The following is a 14,769-nucleotide window of genomic DNA, read 5'->3' on the forward strand; positions in this document are numbered from 1 at the left end:
AGCATGCTGCTGAACATCACGCACGAAACGCGCTACGAATACTCGCCGCCCGTCGAGACGGCGCAGCACATGGCCCACCTGCGTCCGCTCAACCTGCCGTGGCAGCGCGTCATGGCGCATGCGCTCGAGATTTCGCCCACGCCCGCGCAGCAAAGCGAAACCAGCGATGTCTACGGCAACACGCGCGCCTTCTTCTCGCTGCAAGGCGTGCATGAGGAGCTGGTGGTCGTCGCGCGCAGCACCGTCGTCACCACAGACCCACCCCAGCCACGCGGCAGCCTGCCGTGGGAGCAGGTGCGCGAGCGCTTCCGCTACCACGCGGGTGGTGACTATGACGCCGCGGCCGAATTCGTGTTCGCCTCGCCGTACGTGCCGCGCCACGAGAATTTCGCGTCGTACGCGCGTCCGAGCTTTACCGCCGGCACGCCTGTCCTGATGGCTGCCCGCGACCTGATGGACCGCATCCACACCGATTTCACCTACGAAACCGACAGCACCGAGGTCAACACGCCCGCGCTGGAAGCGCTGGCCCAGCGCAAGGGGGTCTGCCAGGACTTCGCGCACATCATGGTGGCGAGCCTGCGGGCCATGGGGCTGGCAGCCCGTTACGTCAGCGGATACCTGCTCACCGAGCCGCCACCGGGCCAGCCGCGCCTGGTGGGCAGTGACGCGTCGCACGCCTGGGTCTCGGTCTATGTGCCGGACGAGCTGGGGCGGGGAACCTGGTGCGACCTGGACCCCACCAACAACCGCGCGCCCGGTGAAGACTATGTGACCCTGGCCATCGGGCGCGACTATTCGGACGTCTCGCCCATGCGCGGCGTCATCCACGGCGGCGCGAACCATACGCTGCATGTCGGAGTCACAGTGGAACCCGTGAACGAAACTGCGACCGAACCCGCTGCCCCAACATCATCCGAGGAAGTGAAACCATGAGCGTCTACGACAAATTGAAAGAACTGGGCATCGAACTGCCGCCGGTGGCCGTGCCCGCCGCCGCCTACGTGCCCTTCGTACGAACCGGCAATAACGTCTTCCTGAGCGGCCACATCGCCCGCAAGGACGGCAAGCCCTGGGTCGGTCAGTTCGGCAGGAACATCGACACCGAAACCGGCAAGGCCGCTGCGCGCGCCGTGGCCATCGACCTCATCGGCACCCTGCACGCCGCCGTGGGCGACCTGAACAAGGTCAACCGCATCGTCAAGGTCATGAGCCTGGTCAATTCCACGCCCGATTTCACCGAGCAGCACCTCGTCACCAACGGCGCGAGCGAGCTGTTCGGCCAGGTCTTCGGCGACAAGGGCGCGCACGCCCGCAGCGCCTTCGGCGTCGCGCAGATTCCGCTGGGCGCCTGTGTCGAGATCGAGCTCATCGCCGAGGTGGCTGCCTGATGTTCTCCCTCCGCACTCCTTCCGGCTGGCTGCTCATCGTCGCCGTGCTCTGTTTCGGCGCCGTGGGCGCCGCGCTCGTGTCGCAGTACCAGTTCGACATGCAGCCCTGCGTGTGGTGCGTGTTCCAGCGCGCCATCTTCCTGGCCGTCGGCATCGTGGCCCTGGTTGCTGCTGTGCTGCCCGGCCTGGTGCAACGCATCGCCGCGCTGATCGCCATGGTCTTCGCGGGTGGCGGCATGGCTGCGGCGCTCTGGCAGCACTTCGTGGCGTCGAAGAGCGACTCCTGCGCGATGACGTTCGCCGATCGCGTGATGGGCGACCTCGGCCTGTTCGGCCTGGCGCCGGACATCTTCACGCCGCAGGCTTCGTGTGCCGATGCGGCCGTCAACCTGTTCGGGCTGCCCTACGAATTCTGGAGCCTCGGCCTGTTCGTGATCGCTGCGCTGCTGTGCCTGCGGGCGGCGCTCATGAGCCGCCCTTCCTGAGCAGGCCCACGCAGCCCGCCGGTCACTCGACGCGGGTGATCTGCGTGGGCTTGAAGCCCAGGTCCGCTGCCTTGCCCTTGCGGCCGCGCGCCGCGCGCGCATTGTTGAGGCTGCGGATTTCCAGCGTCTCTTCGCGCTCCTTGCCGCCACGGCCGATGCCCTCGATCTTCACACTGCGCGTGTAGGCAGCGGCACCCGCAAGGCTGTCCTTCGCCTCCAGGTCCAGCAGCATCAGGCCGCGCCCGCCGTTGGACATCGCTTTCAGTTCGGCGATGTCGAAAGTCAGGATGCGTCCACCCGTCGAGGCGCACGCCACATGCGTGGCAGCCGGCAGCAGTGCCGAGCCCGACGTGCCGCCCACATGCGACGGCCGGCACACAGTTTCCCCGTCCCCCACGCTGATGAACGACTTGCCACCTTTCTGGCGCGACACCATGTTCTCGACGTTCGCCAGGAAGCCGTAGCCACCGGAAGCCGACACGAGCAGCGTCGCTCCGGCCGGACCCGCGAAATAGTGCGCCAACTGTGAGCCGGCTTCCAGTTCGATGAGCGTCGTCACCGGCTGGCCGTCGCCGCGCGCACCGGGAAGCTGTGACACCGGTACCGAATACACGCGTCCGTTGCTGCCGAACACCAGCAGCACATCGACGGTGCGGCATTCGAACGTGCCGTACAGTCCGTCGCCCGACTTGAAGGCGAAGCTCGCGGCCTCATGGCCATGGCCGGTGCGCGCACGCACCCAGCCCTTCTGCGACACGATGACGGTGACGGGCTCGTCGACCACCTTCACTTCCGCGACTGCCTTCTTCTCTTCCTGGATGAGCGTGCGGCGCGCATCGGCGAACTGCTTCGCGTCGGTCTCGATCTCCTTGATCATCAGGCGGCGCAGCGCCGCCGGGCTGCCCAGGATTTCCTCGAGCTTCTGCTGCTCTTCACGCAGCGCCTTGAGCTCCTGCTCGATCTTGATGGCTTCCAGTCGCGCAAGCTGGCGCAGGCGGATTTCCAGGATGTCCTCGGCTTGCCGGTCCGACAGGTTGAACCGCGCAACAAGTGCGGCCTTCGGCTCTTCAGCCTGGCGGATGATCGCGATCACCTCGTCGATGTTGAGCAGCACCAGTTGCCGCCCCTCGAGGATGTGGATGCGGTCCAGTACCTTGTCCAGCCGGTGCTGCGAACGCCGCTGCACCGTTTGCTGACGGAACTCGATCCATTCGACCAGCACGTCGCGCAGGGACTTCTGCACCGGCCTGCCATCCAGGCCCACCATGGTCAGGTTGATCGGCGACGAGGTTTCCAGCGAGGTATGTGCCAGCAGCGCGGTGATGAGCTCCTGCTGCGCGATGCGGCTCGTCTTGGGCTCGAACACCAGGCGTACGGCCGCGTCCTTGCTCGATTCGTCGCGCACGGCGTCCAGCACGGCGAGGATGTTCGCCTTGAGCTGTGTCTGCTCCTGCGTAAGCGCTTTCTTGCCGGTCTTGACCTTGGGGTTGGTCAGTTCCTCGATCTCTTCGAGCACCTTCTGCGAGCTCACCCCGGGCGGCAGTTCGTTCACCACGAGCTGCCACTGGCCGCGCGCGAGTTCCTCGATCTTCCAGCGGGCGCGCACCTTGAGCGAACCACGGCCGCTGCGGTACGCATCGGCGATGTCCGATGCACTGCTGATGATCTGTCCGCCGCCGGGGAAATCGGGCGCGGGCAGCAGCGTGAACAACTCTTCGTCGCTCAGCTTGGGGGTCTTGATCAACGCCACGCAGGCGTCGGCGACCTCACGCAGGTTGTGGCTCGGGATTTCCGTGGCCATGCCGACCGCGATGCCACTCGCGCCGTTGAGCAGCGTGAAAGGCAGCCGTGCGGGCAACTGGCGTGGCTCTTCGGTCGAACCGTCGTAGTTGGGGATGAAATCGACCGTGCCTTCGTCGATCTCGTCCAGCAGCAGCGAGGTGATGCGCGACAGGCGCGCTTCGGTGTAACGCATGGCAGCCGCGCCATCGCCGTCGCGGCTGCCGAAGTTGCCCTGCCCGTCGATCAGCGGATAGCGCTGGCTGAAGTCCTGCGCCATGCGCACCAGCGCGTCGTATGCTGCCTGGTCACCGTGCGGGTGGAACCGGCCGAGCACATCGCCGACGACGCGCGCGCTCTTCACCGGCTTCGCGCCAGTGTTGCCGTTGAAGCCCAGACCCATGCGCTCCATCGCGTAGAGGATGCGGCGCTGCACCGGCTTCTGGCCGTCGCACACGTCGGGCAGGGCCCGGCCCTTCACGACAGAGAGTGCGTATTCGAGGTACGCCCGCTGGGCGTAGCCCGCAAGTGAAAGCGGGTCGTCGCCGGAAGGCTCGGAAAGAAGGTCCAAAGTGGTTTGATCGCTCATGTGTCTTGCTTGTTCGCTCAGGGCTCCGGCGTCGCCACGGTGCGCGGGCCTTGCGTGAGGGAGGGCACCATGTTGCCGCGCCCCACCGCGCCCCCGGTCACACCGCCGGGTATGCGCCCCGTGGGCATTTCCATCCGCACGCGGCCCGGCTGCCGGATTTCGGCCACCGTCGCCGGCGGCTTGAGGACGGTGTACAGCTGCATCACCGTCTTCACGTAGTTCTGGGTTTCGCGGTAGTTCGGGATCTTGTTGCCCGCCCGCTGCACCGCGCCCTCGCCCGCGTTGTAGGCCGCCAGTGCGAGATCGAGCTGCCCCGGAAAGCGCCGGATCAGGTCGCGCAGATAACGGCTGCCGGTGCGGATGTTCGTGCGGGGATCGGCCAGCTTCTTCTCGACCGGCGTCTTCTTGTCGCTGCTCACGCCGTAGCGCTCGGCCGTCGCCGGCATCACCTGCATCAGACCGACCGCGCCGCGCGGGGAAACGGCCGTCGCGTCGAAGCCCGATTCAGTGGCGATCAGCGCCTGCAGGAGCTCGTAGTCGATCTCGTGCTGCATGGCCGCTTCCCGCAGCAGGTGCTTGACCGACTTGTAGCTCGGAGAGACATCGAAGAACGCCAGCAGCTTCGGCGGCGCCGTCGGCACGGCCACGGCACGCGGCGTCTCGATGCGCGCGGACACGCCGTCGGCGGTATTGAAGTTCTCGCCGCTCTTGAAGAAGAGCTCGTAACGCTCGTCGATGCGCTCGGTTGCGAAATGCGCGACGCCCTTGTCGTCCACATAACCCCAGACGTCGGCGCGTGCGGCAATCGGCACGAGCGCCAGCAGCATGCAGACGCCCGCTGCAGCGCTGGCCACGGCATGCGCGATCCTCCAGCGCAGCACGGGCTTCATGCCGGCAACTCCTGCACCGCCGTGCGGCGACCCGCAAACTCCGACGCCAGCATCGACATCACGACCAGCGAATCGAACCCGCTCGGCGTGAGCTTGCCGACACGCACGGCATCGCGCAGCGTGCCTTCGACCTGGAAGCCCTCGCTCTCGTAAAGGCCCCGCGCCCGTGTGTTCATGCTCTTCACATCCAGCCACAACCGGTGCGCGCCGAGGTCGTCGAATGCAATGCGCTTGAGCACCCGGAATGCGGCGCGCCCGGTTCCCTGCCCCTTGACCTGCACCACCATGCGCTTGAGTTCGATGGACTGATGCTGGCTGCGGCAGCCGATCACGATGGCAAAACCCGCCGACTCGAAATCGGGTCCGGCCTCAATGATGAAGTGCCTGAAATCCGGAAACCGGATCGCCGCCTCATGCTGCGTACGCTCCCACGGCGTGATGAACGGCAGGTTCTCCGGATCACGCTCGAGCGTGAGCACGAAGTCCAGATCGGACTGCATCGTGGGGCGCAGGCGGACACGGGTCACACATCCACCTCGACCGCATCGCCATGCAGCTCCATCAGCTCACGCCGCGCGGCAGCCTCGCCCTTGCCCATGAGCTTGGTGATCTCGGCTTCGGTCTGGCTGAAATCGAGCTGGCCCAGTTGCACCGGCAGCAGGCGGCGCGTGTCCGGGTTGAGCGTGGTTTCCCACAACTGCTCGGCGCTCATCTCGCCCAGGCCCTTGAAGCGGCTGATGCTCCACTTGCCCTCGGCCACGCCTTCCTTGCGCAGCTTGTCGAGGATGGCCGTGAGCTCGCCTTCGTCCAGCGCGTAAACCTTGCCCGCGGCCTTCTTGCCCCGCGCGGGCACGTCCACGCGGAACAGCGGTGGCCGCGCGACATAGACATGCCCCGCCTCGATGAGTTTGGGGAAATGGCGGAAGAACAGCGTGAGCAGCAGCACCTGGATGTGCGAGCCGTCCACGTCGGCATCCGACAGGATGCAGACCTTGCCATAGCGCAGGCCGGAGAGGTCCGGTGAGTCGTTCGGGCCGTGCGGGTCCACGCCGATGGCGACCGCGATGTCGTGGATTTCGGTGTTGGCGAAGAGGCGGTCGCGTTCGACCTCCCAGGTGTTGAGCACCTTGCCGCGCAGCGGCAGGATGGCCTGGGCCTCCTTGTCGCGCCCCATCTTGGCACTGCCGCCGGCGGAGTCGCCCTCGACGAGGAACACTTCGTTGTGGCTCAGGTCGCGGCTTTCGCAGTCGGTGAGCTTGCCGGGCAGCACGGCGACGCCCGAGCCCTTGCGCTTCTCGACCTTCTGGCCGGCCTTCTGGCGGCTCTGCGCCGCCTTGATGGCGAGCTCGGCCAGCTTGCGGCCGTATTCGACGTGCTGGTTCAGCCAGAGTTCCAGCGCGGGACGCACGAAGGTGGACACCAGCCGCACCGCGTCGCGCGAATTCAGGCGTTCCTTGATCTGCCCCTGGAATTGTGGGTCCAGCACCTTGGCCGAGAGCACGTACGAAGCACGCGCGAACACGTCTTCCGGCAGCAGCTTCACACCCTTGGGCAGCAGCGAATGCAGGTCGATGAAGCTCTTGACCGCGTTGAAAAGGCCATCGCGCAGGCCGGACTCGTGCGTGCCGCCCGCGCTGGTGGGGATCAGGTTGACGTAACTCTCGCGCACCGGCTGGCCGTCTTCGGTGAAGGCCACGCACCAGGCCGCGCCTTCGCCTTCGGCGAAGTTGTCGTTGGTTTCGGCATAGCCTTCGCCCTCGAACAGCGGAATCACCGGATCGGCAGTCAGCGTCTGCATCAGGTAGTCACGCAGGCCGCCCTTGTAGAGCCAGGTCTGGGTGTCCTTCGCCTTTTCATTGAGGAGCGTGACTGTGACACCGGGCATCAGCACGGCCTTGCTGCGCAGCAGGTGCTGCAGTTCGCCCATGGGCAGTGCGGCGGATTCAAAATACTTCGCGTCGGGCCAGACACGCACGGTCGTACCCTGCTTGCGGTCGCCCTCGCCCTGCGGTCGCACGGCCAGCACTTCGGTCACGTCGCCGCCCTGGAAGACGATGCGCGCAGCCTTGCTTTCGCGGTAGCTGGTCACTTCCAGGCGTTTGGCGAGCGCGTTGGTCACCGACACACCCACGCCGTGCAAGCCTCCCGAGAAGCTGTAGGCGCCGCCCTTGCCCTTGTCGAACTTGCCGCCCGCATGCAGGCGGGTGTACACCAGCTCGATGACCGGCGCATTCTCTTCCGGGTGCAGGCCGAACGGGATACCGCGGCCGTCGTCTTCCACGCTGACGGAGCCGTCGGCATGCAGGACGACCTTGATCTTGCGGCCGTGCCCGGCCAGCGCCTCGTCGGCGGCGTTGTCCAGCACTTCCTGGATGATGTGAAGCGGGTTGTCGGTCCGGGTGTACATGCCCGGGCGCTGCTTGACCGGCTCCAGCCCCTTCAGGACGCGGATCGAGCCTTCGGAATAATCGGACGGGGGTTTGACTGCCATAGCGGCGGATTGTAGCTTCGGCACCCCGAAGAAGCTGTATGCCCGTACAGCCCGGCCACGCCCGGGGCTTTTCTGCCGCGCCGGACCGCACCCGGCTGGCATTTGATGCGCGGGCGTCATCAAATTGCACCGAAAATTTCACGGCCTCATCGCGCTGGCCGCGACAGCGCAAAAGGCCTGTTCCCGGTACATTCGCCGCATGAATCCAAGAGACAACACCCAAGACAACCGGCTTCCGATGGTCCAGCTGCTGATATGCGGTGCCGCCATCGTGACGCTTTCCATGGGCATCCGCCACGGCTTCGGCCTCTGGCTGCAGCCGATCACCCAGGCCAACGGGTGGACGCGCGAAACCTTTGCCTTTGCCATCGCCGTCCAGAACCTCGCGTGGGGTCTCGCGGGCATCTTCGCCGGCATGGTGGCCGACCGCTTCGGCGCCTTCCGCGTCCTGGTCGCCGGCACCATTGCCTATTCACTCGGTCTTGCCGGGATGGCTTATTCGCCCACGCCGTTCCTGTTCACCCTGACGGCGGGCGTCCTGATCGGTGTCGCGCAGGCGGGCACCACCTATGCGGTGATCTACGGGATCATCGGTCGCAACATCCCGGCGGAAAAGCGGTCCTGGGCCATGGGCATGACGGCGGCGGCCGGATCGTTCGGCCAGTTCCTCATGGTGCCGACCGAGGGCTTCCTGATCAGCAGCTTCGGCTGGCAGCAGGCGCTGGCGGCCCTGGCCATCGTTGCGTTGCTGATCATTCCCATGGCCTGGGGCCTGCGCGAACCCGGCTTCGCCGGTGCCTCCGCCGCCAAGCGGGACCAGACCATCGGCCAGGCGGTGGCGGAGGCTTTCCAGTACCGCAGCTTCCAGTTCCTCATGGCCGGCTATTTCGTCTGCGGCTTCCAGGTCGTGTTCATCGGCGTGCACATGCCCAGCTATCTCAAGGATCACGGCCTTGCCCCGCAGGTGGCAAGCGTGGCCCTCGCGCTGATCGGGCTGTTCAACGTGGTGGGAACCTATATAGCCGGCGTCCTCGGGGAAAGGATGCTCAAGAAGAACATCCTCGCGTTCATCTATTTCGCCAGGGCTGCCGCCATTGCGGTCTTCCTGGTGGTTCCCCTGTCGCCGATGAGTGTGTACATCTTCTCTGCCGTGATGGGCACGCTCTGGCTGTCCACCGTGCCGCCGACCAATGCGGTGGTGGCGCAGATCTTCGGCGTGGCCCACCTGTCCATGCTCAGCGGCGTCGTGTTCTTCAGCCACCAGATCGGCTCGTTCCTGGGCGTGTGGCTGGGTGGCTATCTTTACGACCGGACCGGCAGCTATGACGTGGTCTGGTACATCTCCATCGCGCTGGGCATCTTCGCCGGGCTGATGAACCTGCCCGTGAAGGAAACGGCCATCGCGCGGGTGACGCCGCGTCCGGCCTGACCCTGCCTGATTGCATGACGCCCACGCCACGCCATCGCAAGTTGCTCGCCTACGCTGCTGCGCTCGCGGCACTGGTGGGGGTGTTCCTGTTGTACACGCGGCCGGCTTTCATGGTCACACTCGCGGACCAGATCTGGGCATGTTTCCAATGACCGGCGGGCCGGTTTCATTGCCTTCGCATCCGCACTCCGGTCACCCTTCGGCCTGGCTCCGGCGTTTCGTCCACCTCATTCCGCGCGGCGGCACCGTGCTGGACGTTGCCTGCGGACAGGGTCGCCATCTGCGCTGGCTGCACGATCTGGGTTTCCGGATGACGGGGGTGGACCGCGACCCGGCCGCCATCGAGGCGGTCCGGCCATTCACCGCGTCCGCGGGCGAGGCCGTGCTGGCGGACATCGAGAACGGGCCCTGGCCATTTGATGGCCGGCAGTTCGATGCGGTCATCGTCACCAACTACCTGTGGCGGCCGCTGCTGACGGAGATCGTCGCCAGCGTGGCCGACGGCGGCGTGCTGCTCTACGAAACCTTCGCCGCAGGCAATGAAACCGTCGGCAAGCCGTCGAGGCCGGATTTCCTGCTCAGGCCGGGCGAGTTGATCACGGCCTGCCAGGACCTGCGCGTCGTGGCCTACGAAGATGGCTTTCTCGATTCACCCGAACGCTTCGTGCAGCGCATTGCCGCTGTGCGTCAAGCCCCTGAAACCCCGGTCAGATACCCTCTGGCTGCCCCGGCGGCCTGAGTAGAATGGCGGGCTACCGTTGAAACTGCAAGGCTTTGCGGACATGACACCCATTACCGGAAGCATCGTGGCGCTCGTCACCCCGATGCTCGAAGACGGCAGCGTGGACTACCCCACGCTGCGCAAGCTGATCGACTGGCACATCGCCGAAGGCACGGACTGCATCGGTGTCGTGGGCACGACCGGTGAGTCGCCGACGGTGAACGTCGAGGAACACCAGGAGATCATCCGCGTCTCCGTCGAGCAAGCCGCCGGCCGTGTGCCCATCATGGCTGGCTGCGGCGCCAACTCCACCGCCGAGGCGATCGAGCTCGCGCGCTACGCCAAGAAGGTCGGTGCCGATTGCCAGCTGCAGGTCGTTCCCTACTACAACCGGCCGACGCAGGAAGGCCAGTACCAGCACTTCAAGGCCATCGCCGAAGCCACGGGCGATCTGCCCATGGTGCTTTACAACGTGCCCGGCCGCACGGTCGCCGATATGCTGCACGACACCGTGTTGCGACTGGCGCAGGTGCCCGGCATCGTCGGCATCAAGGAAGCGACGGGCAACATCGAACGCGCCCAATGGCTGATCCGCGACGTGCCCAAGGGCTTCTCGGTGTACTCCGGTGACGACCCGACCGCCGTCGCGCTCATGCTGTGCGGCGGCCAGGGCAACGTGAGCGTCACCGCCAACATCGCGCCGCGCCTCATGCACGAGCTTTGCGTGGCCGCCGTCGCGGGCGACGCGAAGCGTGCGATGGAAATCCAGTTCAAGCTGATGCCCGTGCACAAGCACCTGTTCGTGGAAGCCAACCCCATCCCGCTCAAGTGGGCCATGGCCCGCATGGGCCTGTGCGGCCCGGCCATGCGCCTGCCGATGACGCAACTGTCCAGGTCCAGCGAAGCCGTGGTGGAAACCGCCCTGCGCGCCAGCGGCCTGATCTAATCTGCAAAATTGAAATCCAAGGGATCCGAAGTGAAGCCAATCTCCCGTCTGTGCGTCCTGTCGCTCGCCATTGCCCTCAGCGCCTGCTCGGTCCTGGAAACCGACAAGGTCGACTACAAGAGTGCGACCAAGGCCCCCACGCTGGAGGTCCCGCCGGACCTCACGCAGCTCTCGCGCGATTCGCGCTACACAGTGCCGGGCCGCCCCGTCACGGCCAGCAGCTACCAGGTCGGCCAGACCACGCAGTCCGTGCCGACGGCCGCCGCGACGCTGGGCGATGTGCGCATCGAACGCTCGGGCAGCCAGCGCTGGCTGGTCGTCAACCGTGCGCCTGACCAGCTCTGGAATTCCGTGCGTGACTTCTGGCAGGAAAACGGCTTCCTGCTCACCATGGACCAGGCCAACCTGGGCATCATGGAAACCGACTGGGCCGAAAATCGCGCCAAGATCCCGCAGGACGCCATCCGCAGCATGATCGGCAAGGCGCTGGACTCGCTCTATTCGAGCGGCGAGCGTGACCGCTTCCGCACGCGTCTGGAACGCACGGCCTCCGGCGGTACCGAGATCTACATCAGCCATCGCGGCATGATCGAGGTCTACAGCAACACGCAGAAGGACCAGACGGTCTGGCAACCGCGTCCCACCGACCCGGAACTCGAAACCGAATTCCTGCGTCGCCTGATGGTCAAGCTGGGCGTGACGCAAGAGCAGTCGCGTGCCATCGTCGCCGCTGGCGCCGACAAGCCCACCTCGCGTGTCTCCACCGTCGGCAACACGCCGGTCGTGCAGATCGACGAAGGTTTTGACCTGGCCTGGCGTCGCGTCGGCCTTGCGCTCGATCGCACCGGCTTCACCGTGGAAGATCGTGACCGCAGCCAGGGCATGTACTTCGTGCGCTACGTCGAGCCGACCGCACCGGATCGCAAGGAGCCGGGCTTCTTCGGCAAGCTGTTCTCGTTCGGCAGCAAGTCCGATTCGGTCGCTCCGCTCAAGTACCGCATCGCATTGAAGAGCGCAGGCAACTCCACCACGGTATCCGTGCTGAACGCCGCAGGCGCACCCGACACCTCCGCCAACGCGCAACGCATCGTCAAGGTCATCGCCGACGACCTGAAGTAAGCCGCGGGAGGACGGACGGGGCCGGGGCATGCTGCGCTTCAAGAACCTGGGTAGCGGCAGCACCGGCAACGCCACACTGGTCGAGGCGCGTGACGACGTCTCCGTATCACGGCTCCTGGTGGACTGCGGCCTCGGCGTCCGCAACCTGGAGGCCCGCCTGGCCGAGGCCGGCCTGCAGCCCGCCGACGTCGATGCCATCTTCATCACCCACGAGCACAGCGACCACATCGGCTGCGCCCGCCAGTGGGCACCGCGCCACGGCATTCCGGTCTGGATGAGCCATGGCACGCACGCGGCGCTGGGTTCACCCGACATCGGCGGCCTGGTTCGCACAGCCCATGACGGCGTGGCGTTCGAGCTGGCCGCGATGCACGTCACGCCGTTCACCGTGCCCCACGACGCGCGCGAGCCGCTGCAGTTGCGTTGCAGCGACGGCGCACGGCATTTGGGCATCCTCACCGATCTGGGTCATGCGACAGCGCACGTGCTGGAGCAGCTCGCGCTCTGCGACGCCCTGCTGCTCGAGTGCAACCACGACCTGGACATGCTGCAGACGGGCAACTACCCGTGGTTCCTGAAGAAGCGGGTCGCCGGCGATCATGGTCACCTGTCGAATGCGAGTGCCGCAGAAATCGCGGCGCATCTTTGCCATGACGGCCTGCGACATGTAGTGGCGGCACACCTGAGCCAGCAGAACAACCGGCCCGAGCTGGCCACGGCAGCGCTGTCGGCGGCCCTGGCCTGCTCGCCAGACGACATCCTCGTTGCACACCCGCAGGAAGGCACGGTCTGGCTCGACGCCTAGGCCGGACAGGCCAGGGACAGGCCAGGGACAGGACGGATGACGTCCATGAAAAAAGCCACCTTGCGGTGGCTTTTCGCTTTCTGACAGTCGGAGAGCCGACGTATCAGGGCTTCTTCATGGCTTCCTTGGCAGCTTCAGCGGCCTTGGCGGCAGCGTCGGAAGCAGCGGCGGATGCGTCAGCCGCAGGTGCGGAAGGGGCAGACGGAGCTGCAGTGGCTGCGTCGGCAACGGGTGCGGAAGGTGCAGCCGCGGGTGCGGGGGCCGGTGCAGCAGCCGGGGCCGGTGCGGGTGCAGGAGCGGCTTCTTCCTTCTTGCCGCAAGCGGCCAGGGCAACGGCAGCAACCAGGGTAGCCAGTACGAGCGATTTCTTCATTTCATTTCCTTGAAACAGGAGTCTTCAGTTGGATGAGCCGTGGGCGGCGCCGCACGGCCGAGCGAAGGTTCTGATGACCTTCTGCTCAGCCGGGAATTATAGGCCGAGGGTGGAGGCCGGGAAGCCAGGAGCACTCTTGCGGACCCATTCGTCCAGGCTTTCGCGCAAAGCCACGCGCCGCTCCGGTTCGCGGCCCGCGACACCATTGCAGCGCTCGGGGTCGAGGCGGTGCATGGCCCATTGCGGACTCCAGATCGCGCTGGGCATTTCCAGCGGGTCAGCTGACCCACAGGCCCAGCATTCGATGATGTGGCCCCAGGTCTTGCGCCAGGTCACGAATCGCGCATGCTCACGGATGAGCGTGTCGTAGTTGCGCGCAATCATCACGAAACTGCGCCCGCTGCGGGACCAGTCGTTCAGCGACTGTGCGACTGCGCGCTCGCCCAATGGCCAGTCGTCGAAATCGGCGTCGGAGATGATGATCTGCCGCCAGTCTTCACGCACTGCGGCAGCGAACGCGTCGCGCACGAGGTCGCGGAAATCGTTCCGGCCGGAAAACCGGCCCTGGGGAAGTTCGCCAGGTTCGGGCGTGACACCCGTCGTGGATTCAGCCATTCACATCTCCTCAGGTTTTCCCGCCGCGTGCAGCCACCCTGCCGCACACCAGGAAGACAGCAACTCCAGCGCATCGTCGCTGGCCCCGGCAAGGGTTTTGGCGTCGAGCCTGCGCGTATCTGCCAGTTTGCGCATGAGCGTTGCATCGCGCCCGGCAGCCAGATAGCTCTCTCCATTGATGAAGATGCGCTTGCGGTCATACATCATCCGCGAACGGCGATCCAGCGCCACTGCCACCAGCTTGCGTGGAACACGGGTCGCATCGAACCATATGTTGGCCTTGGGTTCGGTGAGGTATTCCCCGAGCGCCCGCTCCAGCGCCCCGGTTTCACCCAAGGCGCGCGCTACGGAATCACGCGCGAAATCGACCATGCCTTGCGGGATTTCCGCCGGCGACTCCACGGCAGGCTGCCTGGCATCGCGGTACAGCACGGGTTCGTCGCCGTCCTCGTCGGCAATGCGCTGAAGCAGTTCGCGCGCGAGCTCCTGCCGGGCCGGCGCGCGAAAGCCGATCGAGTAGGTCATGCATTCGCCCTCGGCGATGCCATCGTGTGCATAGCGGGGCGGCAGGTAGAGCATGTCACCGGGCTCAAGCACCCACTCCTGTTGTGGCCGGAAGTTGGCGAGAACCTTGAGCGGCACGTCGTCGCGCAGGGTCAGATCGTCCTGCAGGCCAATGCGCCAGCGGCGCTTGCCATGCGCCTGCAGCAGGAATACGTCATAGCTGTCGAAGTGCGGCCCGACGCCGCCACCATCCGTGGCGTAACTGATCATCAGGTCATCGAGCCGGGCATCGGGCACGAAGCGGAAGCGCGTCAGCAATTCGTGAAGGCGATCATCGTGCAGGTCCGTCCCCTGAACGAGCAGGCTCCATTGGGGCCGGCTGAGCGGCGGCAGGCTGCGCGGCCCGAAGGGCCCGCGGCGCAGCTTCCAGGCACCGCCCCGTTGCTCGACCAGGCGCGACTCCACATCGTCGTGCGACACGAGCGCGAAGAGCTGCTGCCGGGACAGCAGGGCCTGCATGTCCGGCACGGCCTGCCTGACCAGCAAGGGCTTTTTCTGCCAATGCCGCGACATGAACTGGCTTGTGGAGAGGCCGCCGAGCAAGCCAATGTTTTTCCGGGAGTCCATGGGAC

The 14,769-nt window shown here is 66.0% G+C and carries 16 protein-coding genes; 9 read left to right on the plus strand and 7 right to left on the minus strand.

Features of this window, described 5'->3' with window-relative positions:
* The first annotated feature begins 3 nt into the window (after positions 1 to 3).
* The 3 genes from ACO2Q9_RS00615 to ACO2Q9_RS00625 are packed head-to-tail and all read left to right on the plus strand — an operon-like array spanning position 4 to position 1,876.
* Positions 4 to 936, plus strand: a complete 933-nt coding sequence (locus ACO2Q9_RS00615; RefSeq protein ID WP_423307253.1) for a transglutaminase family protein — start codon at positions 4 to 6, stop codon at positions 934 to 936.
* Positions 933 to 1,391, plus strand: a complete 459-nt coding sequence (locus tag ACO2Q9_RS00620) for a RidA family protein (protein WP_423307255.1) — start codon at positions 933 to 935, stop codon at positions 1,389 to 1,391. Before ACO2Q9_RS00615 ends, ACO2Q9_RS00620 begins: the two co-directional genes overlap by 4 nt.
* Positions 1,391 to 1,876, plus strand: a complete 486-nt coding sequence (locus ACO2Q9_RS00625; protein WP_423307257.1) for a disulfide bond formation protein B — start codon at positions 1,391 to 1,393, stop codon at positions 1,874 to 1,876. The genes ACO2Q9_RS00620 and ACO2Q9_RS00625 overlap by 1 nt, the downstream gene beginning before the upstream one ends.
* A 22-nt stretch (positions 1,877 to 1,898) precedes the next feature.
* Here ACO2Q9_RS00625 and parC read toward each other — a convergent pair whose 3' ends face one another.
* Genes parC through ACO2Q9_RS00645 form a run of 4 tightly spaced genes read right to left on the minus strand, consistent with a single transcriptional unit; the run spans position 1,899 to position 7,625 of the window.
* Positions 1,899 to 4,244, minus strand: a complete 2,346-nt coding sequence (gene parC, locus ACO2Q9_RS00630; RefSeq protein ID WP_423307259.1) for a DNA topoisomerase IV subunit A — start codon at positions 4,242 to 4,244, stop codon at positions 1,899 to 1,901.
* 17 nt (positions 4,245 to 4,261) lie between these two features.
* Positions 4,262 to 5,071: a lytic transglycosylase domain-containing protein gene (locus ACO2Q9_RS00635; RefSeq protein ID WP_423309863.1), complete on the minus strand. Its 810-nt coding sequence runs from the start codon at positions 5,069 to 5,071 to the stop codon at positions 4,262 to 4,264.
* A gap of 59 nt (positions 5,072 to 5,130) precedes the next feature.
* Entirely contained in the window at positions 5,131 to 5,661 is a 531-nt protein-coding gene (locus ACO2Q9_RS00640) for a GNAT family N-acetyltransferase (protein ID WP_423307261.1), read from the minus strand.
* Positions 5,658 to 7,625, minus strand: coding sequence for a DNA topoisomerase IV subunit B (locus ACO2Q9_RS00645; protein WP_423307263.1), 1,968 nt, complete (start codon positions 7,623 to 7,625; stop codon positions 5,658 to 5,660). Before ACO2Q9_RS00645 ends, ACO2Q9_RS00640 begins: the two co-directional genes overlap by 4 nt.
* Positions 7,626 to 7,824: 199 nt before the next feature.
* On the opposite strand from ACO2Q9_RS00645, the gene ACO2Q9_RS00650 reads away from it, so the two are divergent.
* Genes ACO2Q9_RS00650 through ACO2Q9_RS00675 form a run of 6 tightly spaced genes read left to right on the plus strand, consistent with a single transcriptional unit; the run spans position 7,825 to position 12,645 of the window.
* A complete protein-coding gene (locus tag ACO2Q9_RS00650; protein WP_423307265.1) occupies positions 7,825 to 9,054 on the plus strand; it encodes an MFS transporter in 1,230 nt (409 codons plus the stop codon).
* Positions 9,055 to 9,068: 14 nt separating this feature from the next.
* Complete coding sequence (locus tag ACO2Q9_RS00655; protein ID WP_423307267.1) at positions 9,069 to 9,206, plus strand: hypothetical protein; 138 nt, start codon at positions 9,069 to 9,071, stop codon at positions 9,204 to 9,206.
* Positions 9,194 to 9,793 carry a class I SAM-dependent methyltransferase gene (locus ACO2Q9_RS00660; RefSeq protein ID WP_423307269.1) on the plus strand — a complete coding sequence of 200 codons (600 nt, stop codon included), beginning with the start codon at positions 9,194 to 9,196 and terminating at the stop codon, positions 9,791 to 9,793. Before ACO2Q9_RS00655 ends, ACO2Q9_RS00660 begins: the two co-directional genes overlap by 13 nt.
* Positions 9,794 to 9,836: 43 nt before the next feature.
* On the plus strand, positions 9,837 to 10,721 hold the full coding sequence (dapA, locus tag ACO2Q9_RS00665; protein WP_423307271.1) for a 4-hydroxy-tetrahydrodipicolinate synthase: 885 nt from the start codon (positions 9,837 to 9,839) through the stop codon (positions 10,719 to 10,721).
* A gap of 30 nt (positions 10,722 to 10,751) precedes the next feature.
* Positions 10,752 to 11,840 (plus strand): outer membrane protein assembly factor BamC, encoded by a 1,089-nt coding sequence (gene bamC, locus ACO2Q9_RS00670; RefSeq protein WP_423307273.1) that lies wholly within the window; start codon positions 10,752 to 10,754, stop codon positions 11,838 to 11,840.
* 28 nt (positions 11,841 to 11,868) lie between these two features.
* Positions 11,869 to 12,645, plus strand: coding sequence for an MBL fold metallo-hydrolase (locus tag ACO2Q9_RS00675; protein WP_423307275.1), 777 nt, complete (start codon positions 11,869 to 11,871; stop codon positions 12,643 to 12,645).
* A 103-nt stretch (positions 12,646 to 12,748) separates the two neighbouring features.
* On the opposite strand, the gene ACO2Q9_RS00680 is transcribed toward ACO2Q9_RS00675, so the two are convergent.
* The 3 genes from ACO2Q9_RS00680 to ACO2Q9_RS00690 all read right to left on the minus strand — a co-directional run bounded on the left by ACO2Q9_RS00680 (position 12,749) and on the right by ACO2Q9_RS00690 (position 14,764).
* A complete protein-coding gene (locus tag ACO2Q9_RS00680) occupies positions 12,749 to 13,018 on the minus strand; it encodes a hypothetical protein (RefSeq protein ID WP_423307277.1) in 270 nt (89 codons plus the stop codon).
* 96 nt (positions 13,019 to 13,114) lie between these two features.
* Positions 13,115 to 13,633 (minus strand): hypothetical protein, encoded by a 519-nt coding sequence (locus tag ACO2Q9_RS00685; protein WP_423307279.1) that lies wholly within the window; start codon positions 13,631 to 13,633, stop codon positions 13,115 to 13,117.
* The gene (locus ACO2Q9_RS00690) at positions 13,634 to 14,764 is read right to left on the minus strand and encodes a JmjC domain-containing protein (RefSeq protein ID WP_423307281.1); all 1,131 of its coding nucleotides are present in this window, start codon (positions 14,762 to 14,764) and stop codon (positions 13,634 to 13,636) included.
* Between the last annotated feature and the right edge of the window lie 5 nt (positions 14,765 to 14,769).

The organism is Variovorax sp. VNK109 (genome assembly GCF_049445855.1).
In the GTDB taxonomy this organism is placed as follows: domain Bacteria; phylum Pseudomonadota; class Gammaproteobacteria; order Burkholderiales; family Burkholderiaceae_C; genus JAGOCV01.

Excerpts from the sequence above, each read along its gene's own strand:
- ACO2Q9_RS00615 (WP_423307253.1), top strand. The coding sequence starts at position 4 with ATGCTGCTGAACATCACGCACGAAACGCGCTACGAATACTCGCCGCCC.
- ACO2Q9_RS00620 (WP_423307255.1), top strand. The coding sequence starts at position 933 with ATGAGCGTCTACGACAAATTGAAAGAACTGGGCATCGAACTGCCGCCG.
- ACO2Q9_RS00625 (WP_423307257.1), top strand. The coding sequence starts at position 1,391 with ATGTTCTCCCTCCGCACTCCTTCCGGCTGGCTGCTCATCGTCGCCGTG.
- parC (WP_423307259.1), bottom strand. The coding sequence starts at position 4,244 with ATGAGCGATCAAACCACTTTGGACCTTCTTTCCGAGCCTTCCGGCGAC.
- ACO2Q9_RS00635 (WP_423309863.1), bottom strand. The coding sequence starts at position 5,071 with ATGCTGCTGGCGCTCGTGCCGATTGCCGCACGCGCCGACGTCTGGGGT.
- ACO2Q9_RS00645 (WP_423307263.1), bottom strand. The coding sequence starts at position 7,625 with ATGGCAGTCAAACCCCCGTCCGATTATTCCGAAGGCTCGATCCGCGTC.
- ACO2Q9_RS00650 (WP_423307265.1), top strand. The coding sequence starts at position 7,825 with ATGAATCCAAGAGACAACACCCAAGACAACCGGCTTCCGATGGTCCAG.
- ACO2Q9_RS00655 (WP_423307267.1), top strand. The coding sequence starts at position 9,069 with ATGACGCCCACGCCACGCCATCGCAAGTTGCTCGCCTACGCTGCTGCG.
- ACO2Q9_RS00660 (WP_423307269.1), top strand. The coding sequence starts at position 9,194 with ATGTTTCCAATGACCGGCGGGCCGGTTTCATTGCCTTCGCATCCGCAC.
- dapA (WP_423307271.1), top strand. The coding sequence starts at position 9,837 with ATGACACCCATTACCGGAAGCATCGTGGCGCTCGTCACCCCGATGCTC.
- ACO2Q9_RS00675 (WP_423307275.1), top strand. The coding sequence starts at position 11,869 with ATGCTGCGCTTCAAGAACCTGGGTAGCGGCAGCACCGGCAACGCCACA.
- ACO2Q9_RS00680 (WP_423307277.1), bottom strand. The coding sequence starts at position 13,018 with ATGAAGAAATCGCTCGTACTGGCTACCCTGGTTGCTGCCGTTGCCCTG.
- ACO2Q9_RS00685 (WP_423307279.1), bottom strand. The coding sequence starts at position 13,633 with ATGGCTGAATCCACGACGGGTGTCACGCCCGAACCTGGCGAACTTCCC.
- ACO2Q9_RS00690 (WP_423307281.1), bottom strand. The coding sequence starts at position 14,764 with ATGGACTCCCGGAAAAACATTGGCTTGCTCGGCGGCCTCTCCACAAGC.